A 20,915-nucleotide genomic window follows, 5' to 3' on the forward strand; every position below is an offset into this window, starting at 1 on the left:
TCGTTCCCCTATTACTCTGCCGCTACGTGAAGGATGTCGCCCTTCACTTCTGGGTGTTTTTCAGTAAATGTCGCTGGACGGTGTTGCTCACGACCATCAGTAACGAACATTACGTTGTCATCACGCTCATCTGAGTTGATGAAGTGAGAGAAACGCTTAAGTTGTGTTTCGTCGTTGATAGTGTCAGTCCACTCACAGCTGAATTCTTCAATCAGCTTCGCTACGTCAGCTTCAAGTTGGTCGTTGATGCCAAGCTTATCTTCGATGATAACTTCACGTAGGTAATCAATACCGCCTTCTAAGTTGTCGAACCATACAGAAGTACGTTGTAGCGGAGCTGCAGTACGTACGTAGAACATCATGTAACGGTCGATGTACTTGATTAGCGTTTCTTGGTCTAAGTCACTAGCAAGTAGCGTTGCGTGACGTGGTTTCATACCACCGTTACCCGCTACGTACATGTTCCAACCTGCGTCAGTCGCGATAATACCAAGGTCTTTACCTTGTGCTTCCGCACACTCACGAGTACAGCCAGACACACCGAACTTCATCTTATGAGGAGCACGGATACCTTTGTAGCGGTTCTCTAGCATTACACCAAGACCTACAGAGTCTTGTACGCCGTAACGACACCAAGTTGAACCCACACAAGTCTTAACCATACGTAGAGACTTACCGTAAGCTTGACCCGTTTCGTAACCCGCAGCGATTAGCTTCTTCCAGATTGCAGGAAGGTCGTCTTTCTGCGCGCCGAATAGACCGATACGTTGTGCACCCGTGATCTTGGTGTACAGGTTGTACTCTGCTGCAACGTTTGCAAGAACAGACAGTGCTTGAGGTGTTACTTCACCACCAGCCATACGAGGAATAACAGAGTAAGTACCATCTTTTTGCATGTTACCTAGGAAGTTATCGTTGGTATCGTGCAGTTTAACGAGAGACGGCTTAAGGATGTGGTCACCCCAGTTTGAAGCAAGGATAGAACCAGCAAGTGGCTTACATACTTCACAACCGTAACCTGTACCGTGCTTCTCAAGTAGCTCTTCGAACGACTTGATTTCACCGATGCGTACTAGGTGGAACAGCTCTTGACGAGAGTAAGCAAAGTGCTCACATACGTCGTTCTTCACTTCAACACCTGCTTTTTCAAGCTCAGCGTTAAGAACTGAAGTCACTAGAGGGATACAACCACCACAACCCGTACCTGCGCCAGTTACTGCTTTGATATCACCGATAGTGTGGTGACCTTCAGCAACTGCTGCCGCGATCTTGCCTTTTGTTACGTCAAAACAAGAACAGATAACCGCTGATTCAGGCAGTGCATCTGCGCCTAGTGTTGGCTTCTCTGCACCAGCGTGAGCAGGTAGGATAAGCGCATCTGGGTGCTCTGGTAGGTCGATTTCGTTCAGCATAAGCTGTAGAAGATCACCGTAATCAGATGTATCACCAACCATTACTGCACCTAGAAGTTTCTTGTTGTCTTCAGAAACGATTAGGCGTTTGTAAACTTCTTGCTCTTCGTTTTGGTAAACGTAGCTCTTACAACCCGGTGTACGACCGTTTGCATCACCGATTGAACCTACTTTCACACCTAGAAGCTTCAGCTTCGCAGACATGTCTGCACCTTCAAACTTGCTGTCGGTACCCACTATGTGGTCAACAGCAACGGTTGCCATCTTGTAACCTGGAGCGACTAGACCGTAGAAGGTTTCGTTCCAAGATGCACACTCACCGATAGCGTAGATGCTGTCATCAGAAGTCTGACAGAAATCATTGATAGCAATACCGCCGCGTGGAGCAACGTCTAGCTTCATGTCACGAGCAAGTTTATCTTGAGGGCGAATACCCGCAGAGAATACAATGAAGTCAGTTTCTAATTCAGTACCGTCTGCAAAACGCATAACGTTACGTGCTTCTTTACCTTCAGGAGCGATTTCAAGCGTGTTTTTGCTGGTGTGAACTTGTACACCCATGCTTTCGATCTTTTGACGAAGTTGGTTACCACCCGCTTGGTCAAGCTGTTCAGCCATTAGCTTAGGCGCAAACTCAACCACATGAGTTTCTACACCCAGAGCTTTCAGTGCACCAGCTGCTTCAAGACCAAGTAGACCACCACCGATTACAACACCGACTTTGCTCTTCTTCGCACACGCTTCGATCGCTTTTAGATCTTCGATAGTACGGTACACAAAGCAGTCTTTGCTTTCACGGCCTTTGATAGGCGGAACGAATGGGAAAGAACCCGTCGCCATGACTAGCTTGTCGTATTGAATTTCACGACCAGAGCTTGAGTAAACGATCTTTTTCTCACGGTTTACTGTGATAGCGCGCTCGCCGATTAACATGTTGATGCCATGTTTCTCGTAGAAGCCCTCTTTTACTAAAGAAAGTTCATCTGCTGTGTGGTGTGAAAAGTAAGAAGAAAGGTGTACACGGTCATACGCTACACGTGGCTCTTCACAGAACACCGTAATGTCCATGTTGGCTACGTCTGTCTTCTCGACTAAATCTTCGATATAGCGATGGCCTACCATCCCGTTACCGATTACGACTAGCTTCATCTTGCTCATAAGAATTCCTGAAAGGTTATAATTTTCTTAACTGAGCGAATAATGAATTATGAAAGAAAATGAAAATATGATGTAAATCAATTACGAAAATGAACTACCCGAAAGGGGTAGGACAAAAGAGGTATAACCGATTAAAAATAGACCAGAGCAAACGTATAACCTGACTTTATCTATGGTTAAACGCAAGACAAATGCTCAACTTTAGGCATATCATGCTGTAGTAAAATTTCACACAGGGTAACTTAAAAAGAAGTTAAATAACAATCATTTTCATTTGAATGATAAATGATGACATATTGTTTTAAAATTTACCGGCTTACATGACAAAGTGTTTGCCAATATGAAAGGTTCTGCTAAAACATCCGTAGCTCTATCACTATCAAGCCCTTCTCTACTGACTAAATCTTTTCCCAATCAATAAGCTTGTGTTTCTTAACTAGGTAGCGGTGATGAGCACTGATCATAATGGCAAAAATCGAGCTGGTCAGCAGCGCGTTAACTAAAGTAGCGGCAAGTGTTAAACCCACACCAACGAGGCTAAACAGATAAATAAACGAGAAATAGAACAGAAAGAACTCGACAAACTTTAGGGTGACATTTTTATAAAAAGACTCCCAATACATCGGCTTCAACTCAAAACCACGGCGTCTAAGAAAACGATAAAGATATGTTTTGTCTGTCTTACATGGCAATCCAACCGTTTGTAGATACTCGTCAGCTCTTGCTAACTTTTCCTGATGACTCATAAACCTATTCGACACTCCCTGAATTACAAACATCTTCAAACTTGAACAACCTAACCGCTAAGCCACTGCAAGCTGTTGTCATGAGCTCAGACGTTAAGTTTGTGAGACTACTTATTTTGTCCAATGCGCCACAGCACGCCACTTGGATCCGTCATACAAAATTCAAGCATTCCCCAAGGTTGCTCAATAAGCTCAGTCACTTTGACACCAAACTTCTCAACCACATCCAGTTTTTCGATGTGGTCAAACCAACTTTGTGCATCTTCTACCAAAAGGTGCATCATAAAATTATTGCTATGAGCAGGTTCATAGAATTCTTGAAGTAAAAAAGCACATGAGCCCGATTTGAAATACGCGATGCCTTCAAATTCAGAAGCCATTTCAAAGCCTATTGACTGATAGAAGCGTTTAGAAAATTCAAAGTCTTTGGCAGGTACGAACGACTTTATCTCTACGGTATTTAGGTTTCCCATTTCCAACTCCGATTTTAAATGTGTCTAGGTAATTCTCGCACTTTATCAAGGTAGCCTTACGTCGTGAGCTTTCTTGAAATAGCTTTATCAAGACAGCTTAACGGCGGTACCGAATACCAATATTTCGGACGCACCATCTGTTACGGAGCTGGTGGTAAATCGGATGCCAACAACGGCGTCAGCGCCTAGCCCTTGAGCTTCTTCCACCAAGCGCTCAATGGCGATGTTTCGAGCCTCAGTTAGCATCTCGGTGTACCCTTTTAACTCACCACCAACGATACCTTTCAATCCCGCCATGATATCCCTGCCAACGTGTTTCGATTGAACAACGTTACCATTTACGACACCAAGTACCGCTTCAATTTCCCTACCAGGAACCGTTTCTGTTGTTGTATAAATCATAACTTACCTATTCATCCTGCTTGGGTTTTAATCTAGTGATAAGACACGCTCAATAAAAGCAGACTTCTTAAGACGATAAGCGTCTTGAGGCCAGCCCGAACATGACACTTTAAGATCATTGTATTCATAAACTAACAAAGGGTTGTTTCGAAGTTTGTCTCGAAACGTTACAAACATATCAAACTCCGAGCCAAACGCGACTACTTGGAAAGCGACATCCTCTTCCGATTCACTTTCCAACATGCATAACTCGGGCGTTCGTAACGTATCCAATTTTTCATTGAATCCCAAAGTCTTCAACGACGTTACGGCACCCTCTAACTCCGCACTGTTGACGCCAACAAGTATATCTAAGTCACCCTTAGACACGGCTTTATCAATCGCTGATGCACCAATGTGCTCAATCACCGCACTGGGTAATAACGCCTGTATTTTAGCTTGATAACGTCGATATAAATCGTCGCAAACTGGCTGATACTCTTCAGCGCTATAAAATTTCATCCCTGTTCTCCAAAGCTTCAGTTCCTTTAAGCTCCATATCGCATTAAGGCTTCATTCTCGAATGCCTTAATGTAACTCTCTGACCACAATAACAAATTTATTAAATATATACATAGTTGCGTAAGAATTAATAAAACCATGAATAGGAATAAGGCTAACGGTCTACGCGATTGCTCGACTTCGAACGACTTGAACCAGATAAATACCACCACTTAACGTAGCAAGGGTAAACATCACCCAATAAGCACCAGACATACCTAGATAAGTGGCCGACAGCCCGGCAGCCAGATAGGTTAATAACCACCAAAAATGCGTTAACGAAAAGTGCGCAGCGAAATACTGCCCAGCATCTTCACTGCCAGCCGCATCGTTAATCACGATACCAGAAGTGGTCTGGATACAAGACATACCTATACCCAAAGAGAAACAAAGAACGATAAAGCCAAACCAATCTGGGAGCCATGTTCCGGCATAGAACGCCAACCATATTAGGAGCAATCCTCTGATGTGATAACGCTGCGGACTATAACGATTAACAAGCTTTGATAAGAAAATCGCCGCCAACATCGAGCCTACTCCAACAGCCAGCATAGCTAGTGCCGTTTCACTGTCGCCACCATGCAGAATGTCATGGACGTAGACAACCGTATTCACTATCACCATGGCACTTGCGGCCGCGGCGCCTAAATACGCGTACCACAGTGAGCGCAGAGAAGAGTGAGCCAGATAGGTGGTGATGCCACTAAAAATGGTTTTCCAACACAGCTTACTAGTCTGTTCATGTTGCCCCTTATCTGAAGGAATGAAGCACAATAAAACCAACACTGCTGAGATAATAAATGTCGCAGCATCAGCCCAGAACAGATGACGAAAGCTCACAACGGTCAAAAGCACCGCGCTTAATACTGGACTAAGCACTTGCTCCAAATCGTAGGCAATTCGACTATATGAGAGTGCTTTAGTGTAGTGCTCTCGAATCGGGACGATTTGCGGCAGCGTTGCCTGAAACAATGGTGTGAAAGCAGCCGAGCAAGCATTGATCGCAAACATCAGTACATAAACTTGCCATACCTGATCCACGAACGGTAACGCCATGAAAAGCACAGCTCTGAGCAAATCTAAGATGATCAAGGTTCGCTTTTTAGGCCACCTTCTGCTCAACACAGCAAATATTGGCGCGAGGCCGATATACGCGAGCATCTTAAGCGCAAAAGCAGTGCTTAATACCGTACTCGCCTCACTCTCTGCGAGTTCATAGGCCAACAAAGCTAAGCAAACTGAACTTACTCCTGTCCCAATGAGCGACACTACCTGAGCGAGCAACAGCCTCACATAATCCCGATTACTCCACAAAGAAGCGTTGACGACAGGCAGATTCATAGCGCGTCTCCAAACAGGCTTTTCACATCATCAATCAAAGAGCTAAACCAGAGCAGAAAGGTATCCTTGAGACGTTTCAACATCGAACCTTGCTTCACCTCTTGTGCACTCACCACTGAAGCGATTTTCACCGTTTTGCCATCCAGACTCCAAACGAGCTGACCCAGTACCTCACCTTTGGTAATCGGCGCTGTTAGCCTCTCATTTAATTCTAGATTTTTCTGGAGTTTGTCGGTTCGATTGCTCGGCAATGTGAGGAAAATATCGTCTTCAACAACCACATCGACCTGCTCACTTTCTCCCTGCCAAATTCTGGCTTCATAAATCACCTCACCACTTTTTGCTGTTTGTAAGGTATCGAAAAAACGGAATCCATAGTTCAACAACTGACGCGATTCATTAACTCGTGCTTGAGGGCTCGCTGTGCCCATCACCACTGCGATCAAACGCATCCTCCCCTGCACTGCTGAAGAGACCAAGCTGTAACCAGCGCTCTCTGTGAATCCTGTTTTACCGCCATCAACCTCTATAGTTCTATCCCATAACAGCTTATTACGGTTGTATTGCTCGATGCCTGCCCATGTGAATCGACGCTCTTTGTACAGGACATAGACTTCAGGCACTTGTTGAATGATAGCGCGCAATAAGATCCCCATATCTTTCGGCGTGGTCGCAATACCTTCTCCATCTAGCCCGTGAGCATTAACAAAATTGGTGTTCGACATTCCTAAAGACTGCGCCCAACCATTCATCAGGCTGACAAAGGCACCTTCACTCCCCGCTACGTGCTCAGCCAAAGCAACCGCGGCATCATTCCCTGATTGGATGATCAACCCACGCATAAGATCTTTAATGGTGACGCTGTCGCCCGGTTTGATAAACATTTTGGAAGAATCAGGAAACTTCACCGACCAAGCGTTTGGGCTTACCTCGACTTGAGTCTCCCAAGTTAATCTGTCATTTACGATCTCCTGCCCCACCACATAAGCCGTCATCAACTTGGTCAAGCTGGCGGGTGCGAGTAGCGCTTGCGAATTGCTCTCTGCCAACACTTCACCAGAATTGAAATCCATTAGCAGATACCCTTTAGCACCGAGCGATGGTGGGTCAGGCACAACAACGGCCAATGTATTCGCGCTATACAATAAAATTAAGGAAAAAAAGCTCGTTAGTTTCATCTTCATAACGCCTCCGCTATCCGGAGCGCAGCCAGATCACCGATGTAACTCTGTTTTTGATCTTTGCCATCCGACAAATATTGAAAGGTCTCACTTCCTTTCCCGCACACTACAACAAGATCACCACCCTCACTCATCTTCTTAGCCAGCTTAATCGCTTCTCTGCGATCGCTGATTTCAAAATGGGGCGTACTGCCTACCTGCGAGCGCAGCGCTTGGAAAATCTCCCCTTGAATCACCCCCATCGGGTTGTCTGATGTGAAGACTATTAAATCAACATACTTGGCACAAATCGCCCCTATTTCACTCGCCTGCTGTAAGCGGTCTCCCGTTACTCCAACCACTACAATTAAACGCCGTTCCACATAGTCTTGAACCGCCTCAAGCAAAGCCCTGAGCCCATCACTGTTGTGGGCGTAATCGACTAACCCCTTACAATCATTCGGTAACTCTACAAATTGAGCACGCCCTTCAGGCATTTCAATGCGTTCTATTCCTTGTGCGATCTTCTCTAGAGACCAACCCAACGCATAAAGCGTACTTGCAATCGCTAACGCATTTTCAACGTTATACAGAAACGGCATTGGCGAGCGCACATCAACACTTTCTCCCGCCGCTGTTAACGTGAATCGCATCCCACGCTCGAACGACGTTATGTTTGAAGCGACAACATCGGCCTTCTGCCCTGCCTTTGAAAAGGTCACGACCTCGATTCCTTCAGATACCCTTTCAATCGCAGCCAAAGCATGTGGGTCATCTAAATTAACCACTAAGGTTCCTTTTGACTGGATGCGGTCGACCAACTGTAATTTAGCGTGGATATAGCTGTCTTTCGTGCGGTGAAAATCGAGGTGGTCTTCACCGATATTAGTGATCACCCCGACCTGAAGTGAGACAAAACCGGCGCGATCTTGTGCAAGCGCATGGCTGCTCAACTCCATCACGTTGAACTCGGTGTCTTGCATTCGCATCTGTTGGAAGATATTGAGCAAGGTGACGCCATCTGGAGTGGTGTTGGTCAGCGGTACTTGCTCCTCAACCAACTGTGCCCCTAGCGTCCCGATATAAGCACTTCTGCTTTCCAAGTTAAGGATCTGATTCAAGCAGTGAGAAACCGTCGTCTTACCGTTGGTTCCCGTCACACCGATATGGCTTACCGCCTTATGTGGGTGTTCATAGTAGGCTTTAAGAAGCGCCAAGCTTTGATAATAGCTATCGGTCACAATCACGGGCACGCTAGCTTGTAGTGGTCTATTGGCGATGATGGCACAAGCACCTTGATTTACAGCTCGCACTACAAAGTCATGCCCATCTAATGAAATGCCTTGGCGACAGACAAATACATCGCCTGATTCTACCTCTGCGCTATTGGTCTTAAATTGCCTCACAGGCAAGGATTGTAAGACCGCTCTCTGTTGTGAAATCGCACTGCTTTGCATTTACGCGCTCCTTAATTCGTTAATGAGTGGAGTATAAGAAACACAATTAAATTAATGAAATCGAATGATTCTATTATCTGTATCGATTAGACTAATAACCTTACCTCATCAGAAACAGACACACCCAAATAGGCAAGCAAAGAGGTCACTGTGAGTGAAATAAATTGGCAACGTGTAGATATGAACTTGCTGCTGACTTTTGATGCGCTTTTTCGCCACAGAAGCGTATCGAAAGCCGCTGAGTCACTGCATCTCGGGCAACCTGCCACCAGCTATAACCTCAAAAGACTGCGTGAATTGTTAGGCGACCCGCTATTTGAAAGGGATGGCAATAGCATGCGCCCTACCGTTCGAGCACACGAGATTGAACCCAAGGTACGTCAGATCATGACCATATTCAGTCAAGAGATCATGCAAGCTAACCAATTTGATCCGCTAGGGTTTGACGGTGTATTCGCAGTGGGATTGAGTGACTATGCGGAGCAGATTTTTGCACCAAAGCTATTCGACCAACTGCAAACCTTAGCGCCGAAAGCCAAGGTATTGTTTAAGCCTGTTGATGGCAACAACTGTGTTGATGCGCTTGAATCACGTGAGGTTGACTTGTGCATTGGTGTCTTTTCGGACTTACCCAATAAAGTCGCGACGACCTTTCTCTATCGAGAGCGCCACCTCTGCACCTTTGATAACCAAGTGCTGCAAAGTGAATTACCTATCTCGTTAGATACCTATCTCAATACGCCGCAGATGATCGTCACAGCCAACCAAACTTTGGCGACACGAGTCGATAAAACCCTCGCTCAAATGAATATCCAGCGTAATGTTGTAATGGGCACAACGCGATTCTTAACGATTCGAAGAATGCTCACGGGAAGAAATGTACTAGCCGTGATGGCTGAAATGGTCGGAAAATCTGATCTAATTGAAGATTCATTGACGCTATGCGAGCCCCCTATCGACATCCCTGATTTTGATATTGAAATGGTGACACTACGCGGCGACAGCCATCACCCAAGAATCGTATGGCTAACAGAATTGGTCAAACAAGTAGTCACCTATAAAGTGAACTACCTGCGTTCTAACTAATTGCGTTATTGAGATTGTTTGAGTGGATGTGCTTCGGAGTTGAATAGGCGCGGTAAGATGGTCCGCGCCTTTTGCTTTCTAATCAGGTTATTGAGTCTGTTAAGCACTTCTCGGCGAAAGCATGATGATTGCCATCCCCAGAATGGCAACAGATGCCCCAACCATATCCCACATGCTCGGGCGGATTGGATCTTGAACGTTTGTTATACAAATGGCTAATGGGGTTTAGGAACCTCTTTAAAGACTATGTTCAATGGTTTAACTAAAGAGTAAATCCAAAGACCAAATGCTACAAAACACCACATGAACAATGTGAAGCACAAACTAAACACTGGCCATATTGCCAAAGCTAGAAGAAGCCCTGATGTTCCTGTTACTGGTGTTTCATTCCAATTTACAGTCTCAGCACCAAATAAAGACGCAACACCACAAACTAAAAAGAAGGTAAAGAAGCCTAGGCTCAAACCAATAAAGAGTATTTTGAATAGAGACCTTTTCGAGATTTTCTTAGCTGTAATTTCCATTTTCATCCTTGTATTTGTATAACACCTTGTTATGCCTGTACTTCACCATTAAGTGATTCAAGATACTCTTCTAGTTCTTTGGATCTAGATTTTGATATAAACAACCCTACTGGCTGCAACAATACAATAGCCAATATGATAGAACTTAGAATGACATTGCCGTAAACGAAACCGACTATTGCATTAATCGACAACCCTATCATTACGACAATATAGCGCCAATATTCAATGTTTAACTCGTAGGTGTTTCGTGCAATGTTGTGAGATATTACTACTGGGTATGACAACAGCGAAAGATTAACAAAAATGCTCTTATTCCGCATTTTTGCTTTAAACCCACGTTTTAGTAACTCTTCTAACAACTTATTCATTCGATAGCCTTTTTAAACGATATAGTGCATAACACCCTGTTAAGTAACTGACAAAATTACACAAAACTCAAAAAAGCCAACTAAAACACAGACGAAACTTTGAAGTAAATTCGCCGAGCGTTGGCAATCCGCCTTAAGCAGCGCGTCAGTTTTCCGGTTCAGCAAACTTCAAGATATCCTTGTAATTATTTACAACAATATCGATGAAATTATCGTCGTGATAAACTCGATAAAGCTTCCCATTTTCACCATCATTCACATTGATAAAGTATGGATCACCAGAGCCACACAAACAGCAAGCGACAGCTATATACCCAGACTTAACGACGTTAATGCCCGGATAATAATTGCTAGTTTCATCGTCAATTTCCGAGCGAGCAAAGACCTTAAAATCAGCACCTAACCCAGACAAATCAAAATCATCTGGGAGCTCAAATGACTTATTGCTCAAATTGTTATTGGATATAAAATCTAACCAATAATCAGGAATATTTATCACTGTAAACTCCAAAAGAAGCGACCAATTAAGGTGAAGCACGCGACCACGACACTCAATTGCCCCCCGTAAACACTGAACTCAACCCAAACCAAAAATGCCAAGCATGCTGAATCACTCTTAATTTGTTTGTTAGTTGCGTTCTAAATTTTGTAGTCAGAAACTTCTAAGTTCCAAGTCCCTTCCTTGCGGCGTACTAATTGAACATTTACGCCACTTGATTGCCAAGCTTTGCGGATATTAAGGTAATCATCTTCGTTCATACCCAAACGGGTAACATTGCTGTAGGTAGAGCAACCTAAATATGCTTCAACTATTGATTCTTTGGGAATTGATAAACAATACAGTGGACGCCCTAGTATTGTTACTTGATTCCATGTTCCTGCTTCATTCTCAAACTCACATGCTGAGTAACGAGATTTCTGAGAGCCATTAATATTTTTTACAACTCTAACCTCCTCTTCGTACCCCCATGTTAGATCTTTCATGAGAAATGCGTTTTTAAACAGATCGTAATTATGATGTCTGAAACATTTATATTCTGTTCCTATAGACATTAGTGACTCAGAGCTTGATGTCGGGAGCATATTCTGTGGCATGGTTGATGTGTAAATTATCTCACCATATTGGGCAGGAATTACACATGAATTTTCATCCAGCAAGTTAGCCTTTTTCATATCAATGCCAATAACAACACCTCTGTGGTCATCACCATAATGTGACCACATTAGAGGGTTTAGCGGATTGCGCGTAAGGGACAATACCCCATAATTTTTACTTAGGCGATTATGATGCGGATTTTTCTGTAGCTTACTACTCAATGTATCTGATTCTTCAAAACAGATAGCTTTACCTTCAAATGGATCATTAAGGTCTTCCAAACAAGAAAAGCCTATTGAGCTATTCTTCATTACCTTCGAAGCAGACTGAAATGACATATATTTATAAAGAATCATGCTTAACCTATTTCCTCGAAGCAACTAACAGTTCTTAGACAGGAAAATTCTGTACTTAAATACTGAATATTTCTGTCTAGTTGACTATGCCATTAATTGTACAAGCATTAGTTAATTGATAACAATGACTTATGTGGGGTTGTGAGTGATTTAGGTAACAAATATAGAAGTTGTCACTTTATCTTCACGCTAATAAAATCAATAACTTAAACCATGCTTATGAGAAAAAAAATGCGCACTATTTAGGATTAACAGGAGTATAAATAAGCGCCTATAGAACCAATGCTTGACCGTGTACGGTAAGGTGTTTATATTGTCGCCGCCCAACGGGCACACCCTAAAATGCACACCCGCCATCCTGCCATCATTGGTGCATTTATATTGGTGTTTCTTAAACTCCATGCTGAATAAACTTCGTCCTTTTACTCGTGAATCGGGTGCATTAATGCAACTCTCGGTTCCTATCATTTTGACCCAAATCGCAACCCAAGCTATGGGCTTTGTCGATACAACAATGGCTGGCCAAGTGAGCCCTGCCGATCTAGCAGCTATCGCCCTTGGTACTAGCTTGTGGATCCCGGTACTACTTTTGTTACGTGGCATCATTATGGCGCTTACGCCTGTGGTGGCTTTCCATCGCGGTGCAAGAGACTTCAAAAGCGTTTCTGTTGAGTTCTTCCAAATGGTGTGGCTCGCACTTATTGCCAGTGTGTTGCTTATTGCCTACCTCGTCAGTGCACAGCCGATATTGGAGTGGATTGGTGTGGCATCAGAGATCATCCCAATTGGCAGTGACTATGCGTTTGCACTGGCTTTCGGTGTACCGGGTATCGCGCTTTTCTATACCTTGAACGGCTTCTGTGAAGGTATGAACAATACTAAGGTGCCAATGATCATCTCTGTAATCGGTCTTCTGGTGAATATTCCCATTAACTACGTACTGATTTACGGTAAGTTCGGCTTCCCTGAAATGGGCGCGGTGGGCTGTGGTTGGGCTACTAGCTTAGTCTACTGGATGATGTCGGGCATGCTGTATTCGTACATTAAAGGCCATCATCATTACAAAACCATTATTAACTTTGCTGACGCCGCACCAAAAGCTAAAGAGATGTTTCACCTACTCAAGCTTGGTTTGCCTATCGGAATGAACATTGCGGTGTGTGGCAGTATCTTTGCTGTGATCGCATTGATGATTGGACGTATCGGTGCCGAGAACGTGGCTGCGGCACAAATCGCGCTTAATATCTCAAGCCTCACTTACGTGATCCCGATGAGTATTTCATTTGGCATTACTATTCGTGTTGGGCACGCACTTGGCGAGAAAGATGAACTTGGTGCGATTGAGCGCAGTAAAGTCGGTATCTTAGTTGCAGCGTTGATTTCACTGCTTTCTGTGGCGATGTTCTTGCTATTCCCTGAGTGGATCATTCGCCTATACACCACTGACCCAGCAATTAGCGCGACGGCTGCAACTCTGCTTGTGTTTACCGCAATGTACCAGTTCAGTGACGCACTACAAACATCAGCGAATGGAGCTTTGCGTGGTTACAAAGACACCAAGATCCCGATGTTCTTGGCGATTGCCTCATATTGGGGTTTAGCTCTGCCTATGGGTATGGTTTTAGGCTTGACCGACTATGTTGTACCCGCTATGGGTGAAACGGGCTTCTGGGTAGGAATCTTAACCGGTTTAACCGTTGCCGCGGCATTGATGTTGTTTAGACTGCGCTACGTAATTAAGAGCCGAGATATCCAACCAGTCAGCGCTGTCTAGTTTCCAAGTCATTTGCTATCAGGCTATCCAATAGCAATAGACATCATTAGCTAAACAAAAAGGCGAACCCAATTGAATGAGTTCGCCTTTTTTGATCCAAAGATTTATCGCTAGCGATTGATTGCGAGATATGATCCCGCTGCGATCATAATCCCACCTGCGCTTTGGTTTAACCTTTTGTGTGCACGAGGCGTTTTCAGTAACGTCACCATACGGCCAGCCCCCATCGCGATTAACATCAAGCCCGCCATCAAAGCCACTGCGGCTAACACGGATACTAAAACGATATCTTGTGAACGCAGAACCGTAAGATCGATGAAAGTCGGCAAAAATGAAATATAAAACAGAATGACTTTCGGATTCGATGCTGAGATCAGGAAACCTTGAGCGAAACTCGCCAACTCAGATTTTTGACTCTGCTTGGCCACTTGCTCTGCTGAACCTTGCATTTCAGGTAGGCTTTTAAACATTTTGTAGCCAAGGTATATCAAATAAGCCGCGCCGACATAGCGAATAACTTCAAACGCAAACGACCAATTTTCTGCCACCGTTGCAAGGCCAAAACAGGCCAGAGACAGATAGATGAGGTCACTACATGTCATCCCCAACGAGAGTGTGATGCACTGTTTCCACCCATGAACCATGCCACGAGCCAAGATAGCAAATACACCCGGCCCAGGCGTGATTCCGAATATAAACATAGCAATGAAAAATGTGACTGCGCCTTCGAATGACATTACTTTTCCTCCCTCACTCATTCGCACCAAGAGTTCGAACCTAACACGGAGTTTGTTACCGAGTAAAGATGACAGTTGATGCGAATGCTTGATCCTTCAAGCAAGCCTTATATTGCTTACTTCTCACACAAGTCTAAGATTCTGGCTCGCATAGCTTGATTGATACTGAAATGCGTATTCAAAAACGACAACTGTGCCAAGGTCGATTCTGGAGTTCGCTCATATCCTTGAGTGAATGATGGCAGTAAGCGAGCAAATTCAGGGAAGCGCACCTCTAATCTTCGATCCGACATGAACTGATCAGCCAACTCAGGTGTCGGTGTTTCGATTCGTTCAGCCAATTCAATTAAACGATCAAGCGCGAATGATTGTACAAATCGCATACCCGATAGCTTTTCTCCTCGCTGATAGCGGCACATTCCAACATATAGATTGGTCAGAGCTTCACCAATGATCCATTCCAAATCATTGTTTTGGTTAGCGCGCTGCGGTTTAGGAATACAGCATTGACAATCGAAGTCAGGTTGTTGCCAAACAATCCGCCCTTCAGAAAAAGGGATTCCGGTGAGTTCTTGCGGCTCAAAGACAGCAAACTCACAAAACACACCATCTTGGTACAACACTTTGTATCCATCGACAGTGTTTCTAACCGCATAATCAATCGGGTTGATGTTTGATAACCAGTTTAGGTTTTCTAAAAATTCCTGCTTATGCCCTTCCTGTACTATGGCAAAGAAATCAAGGTCAGAATATTCATCCAACCTTTCTAATTCTATCCCCACAGAACCAAGCCCTAGCAGCGCATGAGCCTTGCCCGTTCTATCCAATGACGCCCCTATCTCATTTAGGCGCTCTAGTAATAAAGCTGGTCTATCCATAATTCGTCTCTCGCTTGTTGAGTCACATCAACCTAACGAAAATCCAGTTATGGAATAAGCCAATTTTATAAATTCTGTGTATAAGGTAACCGTTTGTATGGGAAAACTTGACCAGTCTATTGTACGGATAGACCATTCAAGACACGCAAAGGTAACGTCACACTAACCAGTATTACGAAATTCTCTTGGACTGATACCGGTTTTGGCTTTGAAGAGTTTAGAGAAGTGTTGAGGGTATTCGAATCCAAGCTCATAGCCGATTTGAGTAATACTGTGTTCCGTCTCTGCCATAAGAACTTTTGCCCGCTCAATTACGAATAGATGAATGTGCTCTAGGGTATTTTTGCCGGTCTCTTTCTTGAGTAAGTCACTGAGGTAGTATGGTGACAATCCGAGCTCTTTGCCACAGTATTGAACCGTGGGAATACCGAGTTCAAATGGTTTATCGCCTTGATAATAATCCACCAGCAGTTTGCTCAAACGATGGATATAATCGTGGTTGAGGTCGGCTCGTACGATGAATTGGCGATCGTAGAAACGGTTGCAGTATTTAAGTAGCAATTCGATGTTGGAACAGATCAGTGATTGAGTATGCTTATCGATATTAGCCACGGTTTCGTTGCCAATATTGTGGGCGATATCTGTCACCATCACGCGCTCTCGCTCGGACACATGCAAAGCTTCGTTACTTTCATATTCAAAGAAAGTGTAATCCAGCATTTTTCCGTAGAGATCCGATTTGGCAATTAGCTGCGGATGAAATGCCAAAGTCCAACCAATTGCATCTTCATTGTGCTCATTCGGAGTGATACTGACTTCTTGCCCTGGACCAAAAAATGTCATGGTTCCGATATTAAAGTCATAGGTTGTTTGACCGTACCCGATACTACAATGCGAACCGTCTTTAAGTGAGATAAAGTACAAATCGAATCCGAGAGTAAGATGCTCGTTAAATTCTTGCTTAATCTTACTCTGATCAATCAGTGTTACTAGAGGATGAGTAGGTTTCTCTAGCCCTAAAAACTCATGCAATTCAGAGATGGTATTTATCTGCACTTTCTTAGTCATAATTACTCTCCAGCCGCTCTACCTATTCATAGTAAGCGTTACTGTACAACTGCTCTCATTGTGGACTCTAACTCTGCGTAATATGGATTCCATGTTAAACGAGCATGGATACGTCCTTTTTCAGTATAACCCCATGCAGAGAACCATGTTGACTCTCCGTTTTTGCATGCTTCAGTATTAGCACTTCGTAGGCTGTTCTCGCAGATAATTTTCTCTCCGTGCTGACCATAGTAGCTATTCTCTGGTGCGAAGAGTGGGCTCATATGCGAAGCTGTACTGATTTTGAGATCATCACGATGCATTGAGTAAACCTGTGTTTTGCTTGTCTCATCAAATTGACGATTTTCGCCATACCAAACTAGCTGACTGTTTGGGTGGGTAAAGTGGTTCTCAAAATAGTCTTGCAGAGCATCGGCATCAATGACACTGTCAGCCTCTGCCGCAACTAACAAGGTTGGAATATCCAATTCTCTATCTTCAATTTTATCACGCAACACCTTGGCACTCTCTGAATAGGCCAACGCACTGTTAATCGGCGCTGAACTGTATTTGGCGAAATTGGTCTCTTCAGCTGTCCAGCCATCAGTGAACATTGCCACCAAGGGAGTGAGTCGCTCTAAAAATGGCGTTACGGTTTGAAACCCTGGCGAAAACAGCATTAGCCCATCGATTCCGTCGTTATCTAACGCATGAATAGACACCAGATTTCCTCCTGTAGAAAAACCACCCAGCCATACTTGGTCATGTTCCTGCTTGAGTAGGTTGGCATAGTGATCCACAAGTGTTTGCCAGTCTTGGTAATTGACTTGGCTCATGTGTTGCGGGTCGCTTCCGTGACCGGGTAACAATACCACCTGCACGTAAAAGCCTTGCTGCGCTAACGAGCTTGAGATATCGCTAAAACTGAATGGTGAGTCCCCTAGCCCGTGCGCCAACAAGATAGCTTTATCGGAATTCGGATCGCCTTTGCTGTAAGGCGCATTCATTGCTAACTCTTTTTGGTGATCGTCAGTGATAAAGGCACGATTTTCTTCTAACCATTCTGTTGTTGTCTCAACATACTCATCAAACGAAGGTTGGATATAATTGTAGTACTGGGCAGAGGTATGAAGAGGCTCTGGCTGCTCTGCGACACTCGAGCACCCCATCAGCGCCAGTGCAGATAAAAAAATAACAAGTAACGACGTAACGATCTTCATAGGGCCTCAACATCTTTCATTTTTAGTCAGCTATTACCAACTGCGGTTTAACTAGGTAGATGTCTATTTTAAAGAATTGCTCACTTTGTGACTTATACAATTCTCAAAAGTTAGTGGTTTTTTAGAATCTAAACCATTGGATGAAAATTACATAAGCCATTGATATACTGTAACTTTACGTATTTACTCGGATATCCTGAAAATGTATAAGTTCAGATGTCGGTACGTTCGAATGATTAAGTCTTTTTACCAGAAACCGTGAACAGCAGACGTCAAAAGAAAGATTGGGATCGATGGGGATTGAGATTAAAAAGCTCACGCTCTAAACAAAAGCGTGAGCCGATCTAGGGCAAACTAAAGTTCCCCTATAATTAAACGCGTGATTACTTAATCAGACGCACGACCAATGAGCCAGACGCGCGCAACGTTTCTAGGTTGTGGCTTAGAACTGTGCCAGATTCCGGTGAAGTATAACGGAGTAGCTCGTTACCTAACGCGTCATATTGAATCGCCAACAGATCGCCCTGCTCGACCTTCTGCATCAATGACACCTGTGGCTCAACAAAACCGCCTTGTTGCGCTTTTACGCTGATAATTTTGCTGCCTTCCAAAGGTGTATTTAAAGAGTCAACTTCGCCTTGGATCACGCCTTCAGTGACTAAGATATTCATTACACCTTGAGCGGCACGTTCAACGAGTTCACGTTCAAAGTAGCGACCTGAGCCCACTTCCACTGTAATACTTGGTACGCCATGTGTGTTCCACGCTGTCTCTAAAACCCCTTTCTCGCCCGGATCGTTTAAGATCACGTCAGGATTCATTAAGGTTGCCATCTTCTTCGCTTTTTCAATTCGATAGTCAGCAAAGATATAGAGTGGATAACACGTACCTGTCGTTTGCGTGTGAAGATCAATCGCGATGTCTGCGTTTGGTCGAAGCAGCTTGTTCCATAAGGTACCCAAGTAACGCTCAACTTCATTTCCTTCTACATTCCCTGGAAAGAAACGATTGAGGTTTGATGGCGATGTATCTGGATCGACAGGAAAAAAGTTGCGGCTATGATTCAAGATACCACTCATGTTGATTGTCGGTACAATGGTCACGCAACCTGCCATATCTTGTTCAACAAGACGTTGAGCCACTTTCATCGCTGTCATGATGCCGTTTTGCTCGTCACCATGAACACCCGCGGTGATTACTACCTTTTTGCCTGTGCTCTTTCCTTTAAATACGCGGACAGGTAAGTACTGCCACTGACCCATAGCGTTGGTCGCCACGGCAAAGTTCAAGCTATGATCGCCAGCGGGCAATTCATCGACATTAAGTGAGTGAAGATATTCCAAAGTCTGCGCTTGATTATGTGTCGTCATTTCTGACATATCGAATTCCAATAATAGTGATAAAACAACAAAGGCGAGTCTCAGCTCGCCTTTGGTCGTAGTGTAATATAAGTCGTTTAGCGAATTCGGGATCGCGAATTACTTTTCAATGATTAAGCAAAACCCATTAGGTGCGCGGCAATAACCACCACACTTGCTAACACAAACAGCAGACCAATAAAGCGGCCACAGAACTTAACCCATACGCCCCAATCAATGCGACATACACCTAGCGTTGCCATTAGTGAAGCCGACGTCGGAACAATGATGTTTGTGAAGCCATCACCCAACTGGAATGCCAGTACCGCAACTTGACGTGTTACACCCGCAATATCAGCCAATGGTGATAGCAGAGGCATAGTGAGAGCTGCTTGGCCCGAACCGGACGTTACAAAGAAGTTGAATACCGATTGGAATACAAACATTAACCACGCTGCCATTACGTCTGGTAAGCCGCTAATGAATGAACCTGCGCTGTTTAGAATTGAGTTTAGCACGCTCGCTTCGCTGCCAGAGCCACCACCAAGGATCAGCAGTACACCTTTCGCACAGCCAACTAGCAGCGCTGGTGCAAGCATCATTCCTGCGCCCTCTTTAAACGCGTCAGCGGCATCATTAAGCGTCATACCGTTAAGGCGGAAAATTGCGCCAATGATTGCAACGATAAAGCCCATGGTGAAGAACTGAGAAGCGATCTCTGGAATGTACCATGCGTGAGCAACAACACCGTAGATAACCCAAGCCGTTGTACCAATCACCGTCAGCATGACCAATGAGTCTGCAAATGACCATTTTGCTACGACTTGATCGTCTGCTTCTTGTTTACGGAAATGCTTGTCTGTCGCGAACGTAAACGACGATTCAGGGTTTGCCTTAATACGAGCCGCGTAAAGCATCGTGAAGCCGATACCAATTACCGTGAAACATGCCCACATCACCATACGGAAAGTCATACCAGAAAGAACTGGGATGCCCGCGATACCTTGCGCGATAGCAACGGAGAAAGGGTTCATCCAAGACGTTGCAAAACCAATCTGTGTCGCAACATACGTCACCATTACGGTAGTAATACTGTCGTAGCCAAGGCGAACCATCAGCGGTGCAATGATAATGGCGAAGGCCACAGCCTCTTCACCCATACCAAATACCGCTCCACCCAACGAGAACAGTAGGAACAACACTGGGATAAACAGTGCTTCACTGCCTTTGGTTTTATTGATCAGATGAAGAATACCGTTATCGATAGTACCCGTACGAATCACGACGCCAAATGAGCCGCCAATGATCAGCATGAACATGATAACGCCAATCGCACTGCCCCATTTCGAGCCTGACACTAAGCCCTCAAATGGGAAGTTCATCAGGCCGATGCCACCACCAGATGCGAAGAACCCTACGGTGTTGTAGACCAACTCGCCGTTCTCGTCAGTTGCGTAGCTAAAAGATGCAGGATCAATAACGCTGCGTGTCTTTTCTGCGCCATCGACCATGAATGTAACGTCTTGGCTTTCAAAGGTACCCGCAGGGATGAAGTACGTTGCTGCAGCTGCGAAGATACCGATAACGAAGATAAGAATGAGGGTATCAGGCAATTGCCATGATTTGGATTTCTCCAAAGAAGAAATAGAAGATGCTTGAGACATGATATAATTTTTATTCACAAAAGATGCATTAATTATCAATAAAAACAAAAGTTACTTCAACTAACTTTTTACTCCATATCGATTTTATCTACGTAAACTTGATCCAAACACAAAT

At 44.3% G+C, this 20,915-nt stretch carries 20 protein-coding genes; 2 read left to right on the top strand and 18 right to left on the bottom strand.

Annotated elements, in window-relative coordinates:
* Nucleotides 1-11: 11 nt before the first annotated feature.
* From nirB to L1D60_RS05390, 8 genes are all read right to left on the bottom strand, one after another.
* The gene (gene nirB, locus L1D60_RS05355; protein WP_239840075.1) at nt 12-2,570 is read right to left on the bottom strand and encodes a nitrite reductase large subunit NirB; all 2,559 of its coding nucleotides are present in this window, start codon (nt 2,568-2,570) and stop codon (nt 12-14) included.
* 398 nt (nt 2,571-2,968) lie between these two features.
* Nucleotides 2,969-3,316 carry a DUF6404 family protein gene (locus tag L1D60_RS05360; protein ID WP_239840076.1) on the bottom strand — a complete coding sequence of 116 codons (348 nt, stop codon included), beginning with the start codon at nt 3,314-3,316 and terminating at the stop codon, nt 2,969-2,971.
* Nucleotides 3,317-3,423: 107 nt separating this feature from the next.
* Nucleotides 3,424-3,789 (bottom strand): VOC family protein, encoded by a 366-nt coding sequence (locus L1D60_RS05365; RefSeq protein ID WP_239840077.1) that lies wholly within the window; start codon nt 3,787-3,789, stop codon nt 3,424-3,426.
* 87 nt (nt 3,790-3,876) lie between these two features.
* On the bottom strand, nt 3,877-4,191 hold the full coding sequence (locus L1D60_RS05370) for a heavy metal-binding domain-containing protein (protein WP_239840078.1): 315 nt from the start codon (nt 4,189-4,191) through the stop codon (nt 3,877-3,879).
* 27 nt (nt 4,192-4,218) lie between these two features.
* Nucleotides 4,219-4,692, bottom strand: coding sequence for a GrpB family protein (locus L1D60_RS05375; RefSeq protein ID WP_239840079.1), 474 nt, complete (start codon nt 4,690-4,692; stop codon nt 4,219-4,221).
* A gap of 162 nt (nt 4,693-4,854) precedes the next feature.
* Entirely contained in the window at nt 4,855-6,072 is a 1,218-nt protein-coding gene (locus L1D60_RS05380; protein WP_239840080.1) for an MFS transporter, read from the bottom strand.
* Nucleotides 6,069-7,256, bottom strand: coding sequence for a D-alanyl-D-alanine carboxypeptidase family protein (locus L1D60_RS05385; protein WP_239840081.1), 1,188 nt, complete (start codon nt 7,254-7,256; stop codon nt 6,069-6,071). Before L1D60_RS05385 ends, L1D60_RS05380 begins: the two co-directional genes overlap by 4 nt.
* Nucleotides 7,253-8,689: a UDP-N-acetylmuramoyl-L-alanyl-D-glutamate--2,6-diaminopimelate ligase gene (locus tag L1D60_RS05390; RefSeq protein ID WP_239840082.1), complete on the bottom strand. Its 1,437-nt coding sequence runs from the start codon at nt 8,687-8,689 to the stop codon at nt 7,253-7,255. Before L1D60_RS05390 ends, L1D60_RS05385 begins: the two co-directional genes overlap by 4 nt.
* A gap of 150 nt (nt 8,690-8,839) precedes the next feature.
* On the opposite strand from L1D60_RS05390, the gene L1D60_RS05395 reads away from it, so the two are divergent.
* Nucleotides 8,840-9,775, top strand: a complete 936-nt coding sequence (locus L1D60_RS05395; RefSeq protein WP_239840083.1) for a LysR substrate-binding domain-containing protein — start codon at nt 8,840-8,842, stop codon at nt 9,773-9,775.
* 215 nt (nt 9,776-9,990) lie between these two features.
* Here the strand turns inward: L1D60_RS05395 and L1D60_RS05400 are convergent, their stop codons facing one another.
* From L1D60_RS05400 to L1D60_RS05420, 4 genes are all read right to left on the bottom strand, one after another.
* On the bottom strand, nt 9,991-10,305 hold the full coding sequence (locus L1D60_RS05400) for a hypothetical protein (RefSeq protein ID WP_239840084.1): 315 nt from the start codon (nt 10,303-10,305) through the stop codon (nt 9,991-9,993).
* Nucleotides 10,306-10,328: 23 nt separating this feature from the next.
* A complete protein-coding gene (locus L1D60_RS05405) occupies nt 10,329-10,670 on the bottom strand; it encodes a hypothetical protein (RefSeq protein ID WP_239840085.1) in 342 nt (113 codons plus the stop codon).
* Between the two features lie 145 nt (nt 10,671-10,815).
* On the bottom strand, nt 10,816-11,169 hold the full coding sequence (locus L1D60_RS05410) for a hypothetical protein (protein WP_239840086.1): 354 nt from the start codon (nt 11,167-11,169) through the stop codon (nt 10,816-10,818).
* Between the two features lie 140 nt (nt 11,170-11,309).
* Complete coding sequence (locus L1D60_RS05420; protein WP_239840087.1) at nt 11,310-12,122, bottom strand: DUF2971 domain-containing protein; 813 nt, start codon at nt 12,120-12,122, stop codon at nt 11,310-11,312.
* A gap of 400 nt (nt 12,123-12,522) precedes the next feature.
* On the opposite strand from L1D60_RS05420, the gene L1D60_RS05425 reads away from it, so the two are divergent.
* Nucleotides 12,523-13,896 (top strand): MATE family efflux transporter, encoded by a 1,374-nt coding sequence (locus tag L1D60_RS05425; protein ID WP_239840088.1) that lies wholly within the window; start codon nt 12,523-12,525, stop codon nt 13,894-13,896.
* Between the two features lie 110 nt (nt 13,897-14,006).
* On the opposite strand, the gene L1D60_RS05430 is transcribed toward L1D60_RS05425, so the two are convergent.
* The 6 genes from L1D60_RS05430 to yfcC form a co-directional block, all read right to left on the bottom strand.
* A complete protein-coding gene (locus L1D60_RS05430) occupies nt 14,007-14,633 on the bottom strand; it encodes a LysE family translocator (protein ID WP_239840089.1) in 627 nt (208 codons plus the stop codon).
* A gap of 116 nt (nt 14,634-14,749) precedes the next feature.
* Nucleotides 14,750-15,511 (bottom strand): hypothetical protein, encoded by a 762-nt coding sequence (locus tag L1D60_RS05435; RefSeq protein ID WP_239840090.1) that lies wholly within the window; start codon nt 15,509-15,511, stop codon nt 14,750-14,752.
* 162 nt (nt 15,512-15,673) lie between these two features.
* The gene (locus L1D60_RS05440) at nt 15,674-16,579 is read right to left on the bottom strand and encodes a helix-turn-helix domain-containing protein (protein WP_239840091.1); all 906 of its coding nucleotides are present in this window, start codon (nt 16,577-16,579) and stop codon (nt 15,674-15,676) included.
* Between the two features lie 38 nt (nt 16,580-16,617).
* Entirely contained in the window at nt 16,618-17,778 is a 1,161-nt protein-coding gene (locus L1D60_RS05445; RefSeq protein ID WP_239840092.1) for an alpha/beta fold hydrolase, read from the bottom strand.
* Nucleotides 17,779-18,161: 383 nt separating this feature from the next.
* A complete protein-coding gene (locus L1D60_RS05450; RefSeq protein WP_239840464.1) occupies nt 18,162-19,148 on the bottom strand; it encodes a succinylglutamate desuccinylase/aspartoacylase family protein in 987 nt (328 codons plus the stop codon).
* Between the two features lie 122 nt (nt 19,149-19,270).
* Nucleotides 19,271-20,800, bottom strand: a complete 1,530-nt coding sequence (yfcC, locus tag L1D60_RS05455) for a putative basic amino acid antiporter YfcC (RefSeq protein ID WP_239840093.1) — start codon at nt 20,798-20,800, stop codon at nt 19,271-19,273.
* Nucleotides 20,801-20,915: the final 115 nt, after the last annotated feature.

The organism is Vibrio sp. Isolate30 (assembly GCF_022397975.1).
Classification (GTDB): Bacteria; Pseudomonadota; Gammaproteobacteria; order Enterobacterales; family Vibrionaceae; genus Vibrio; species Vibrio fortis.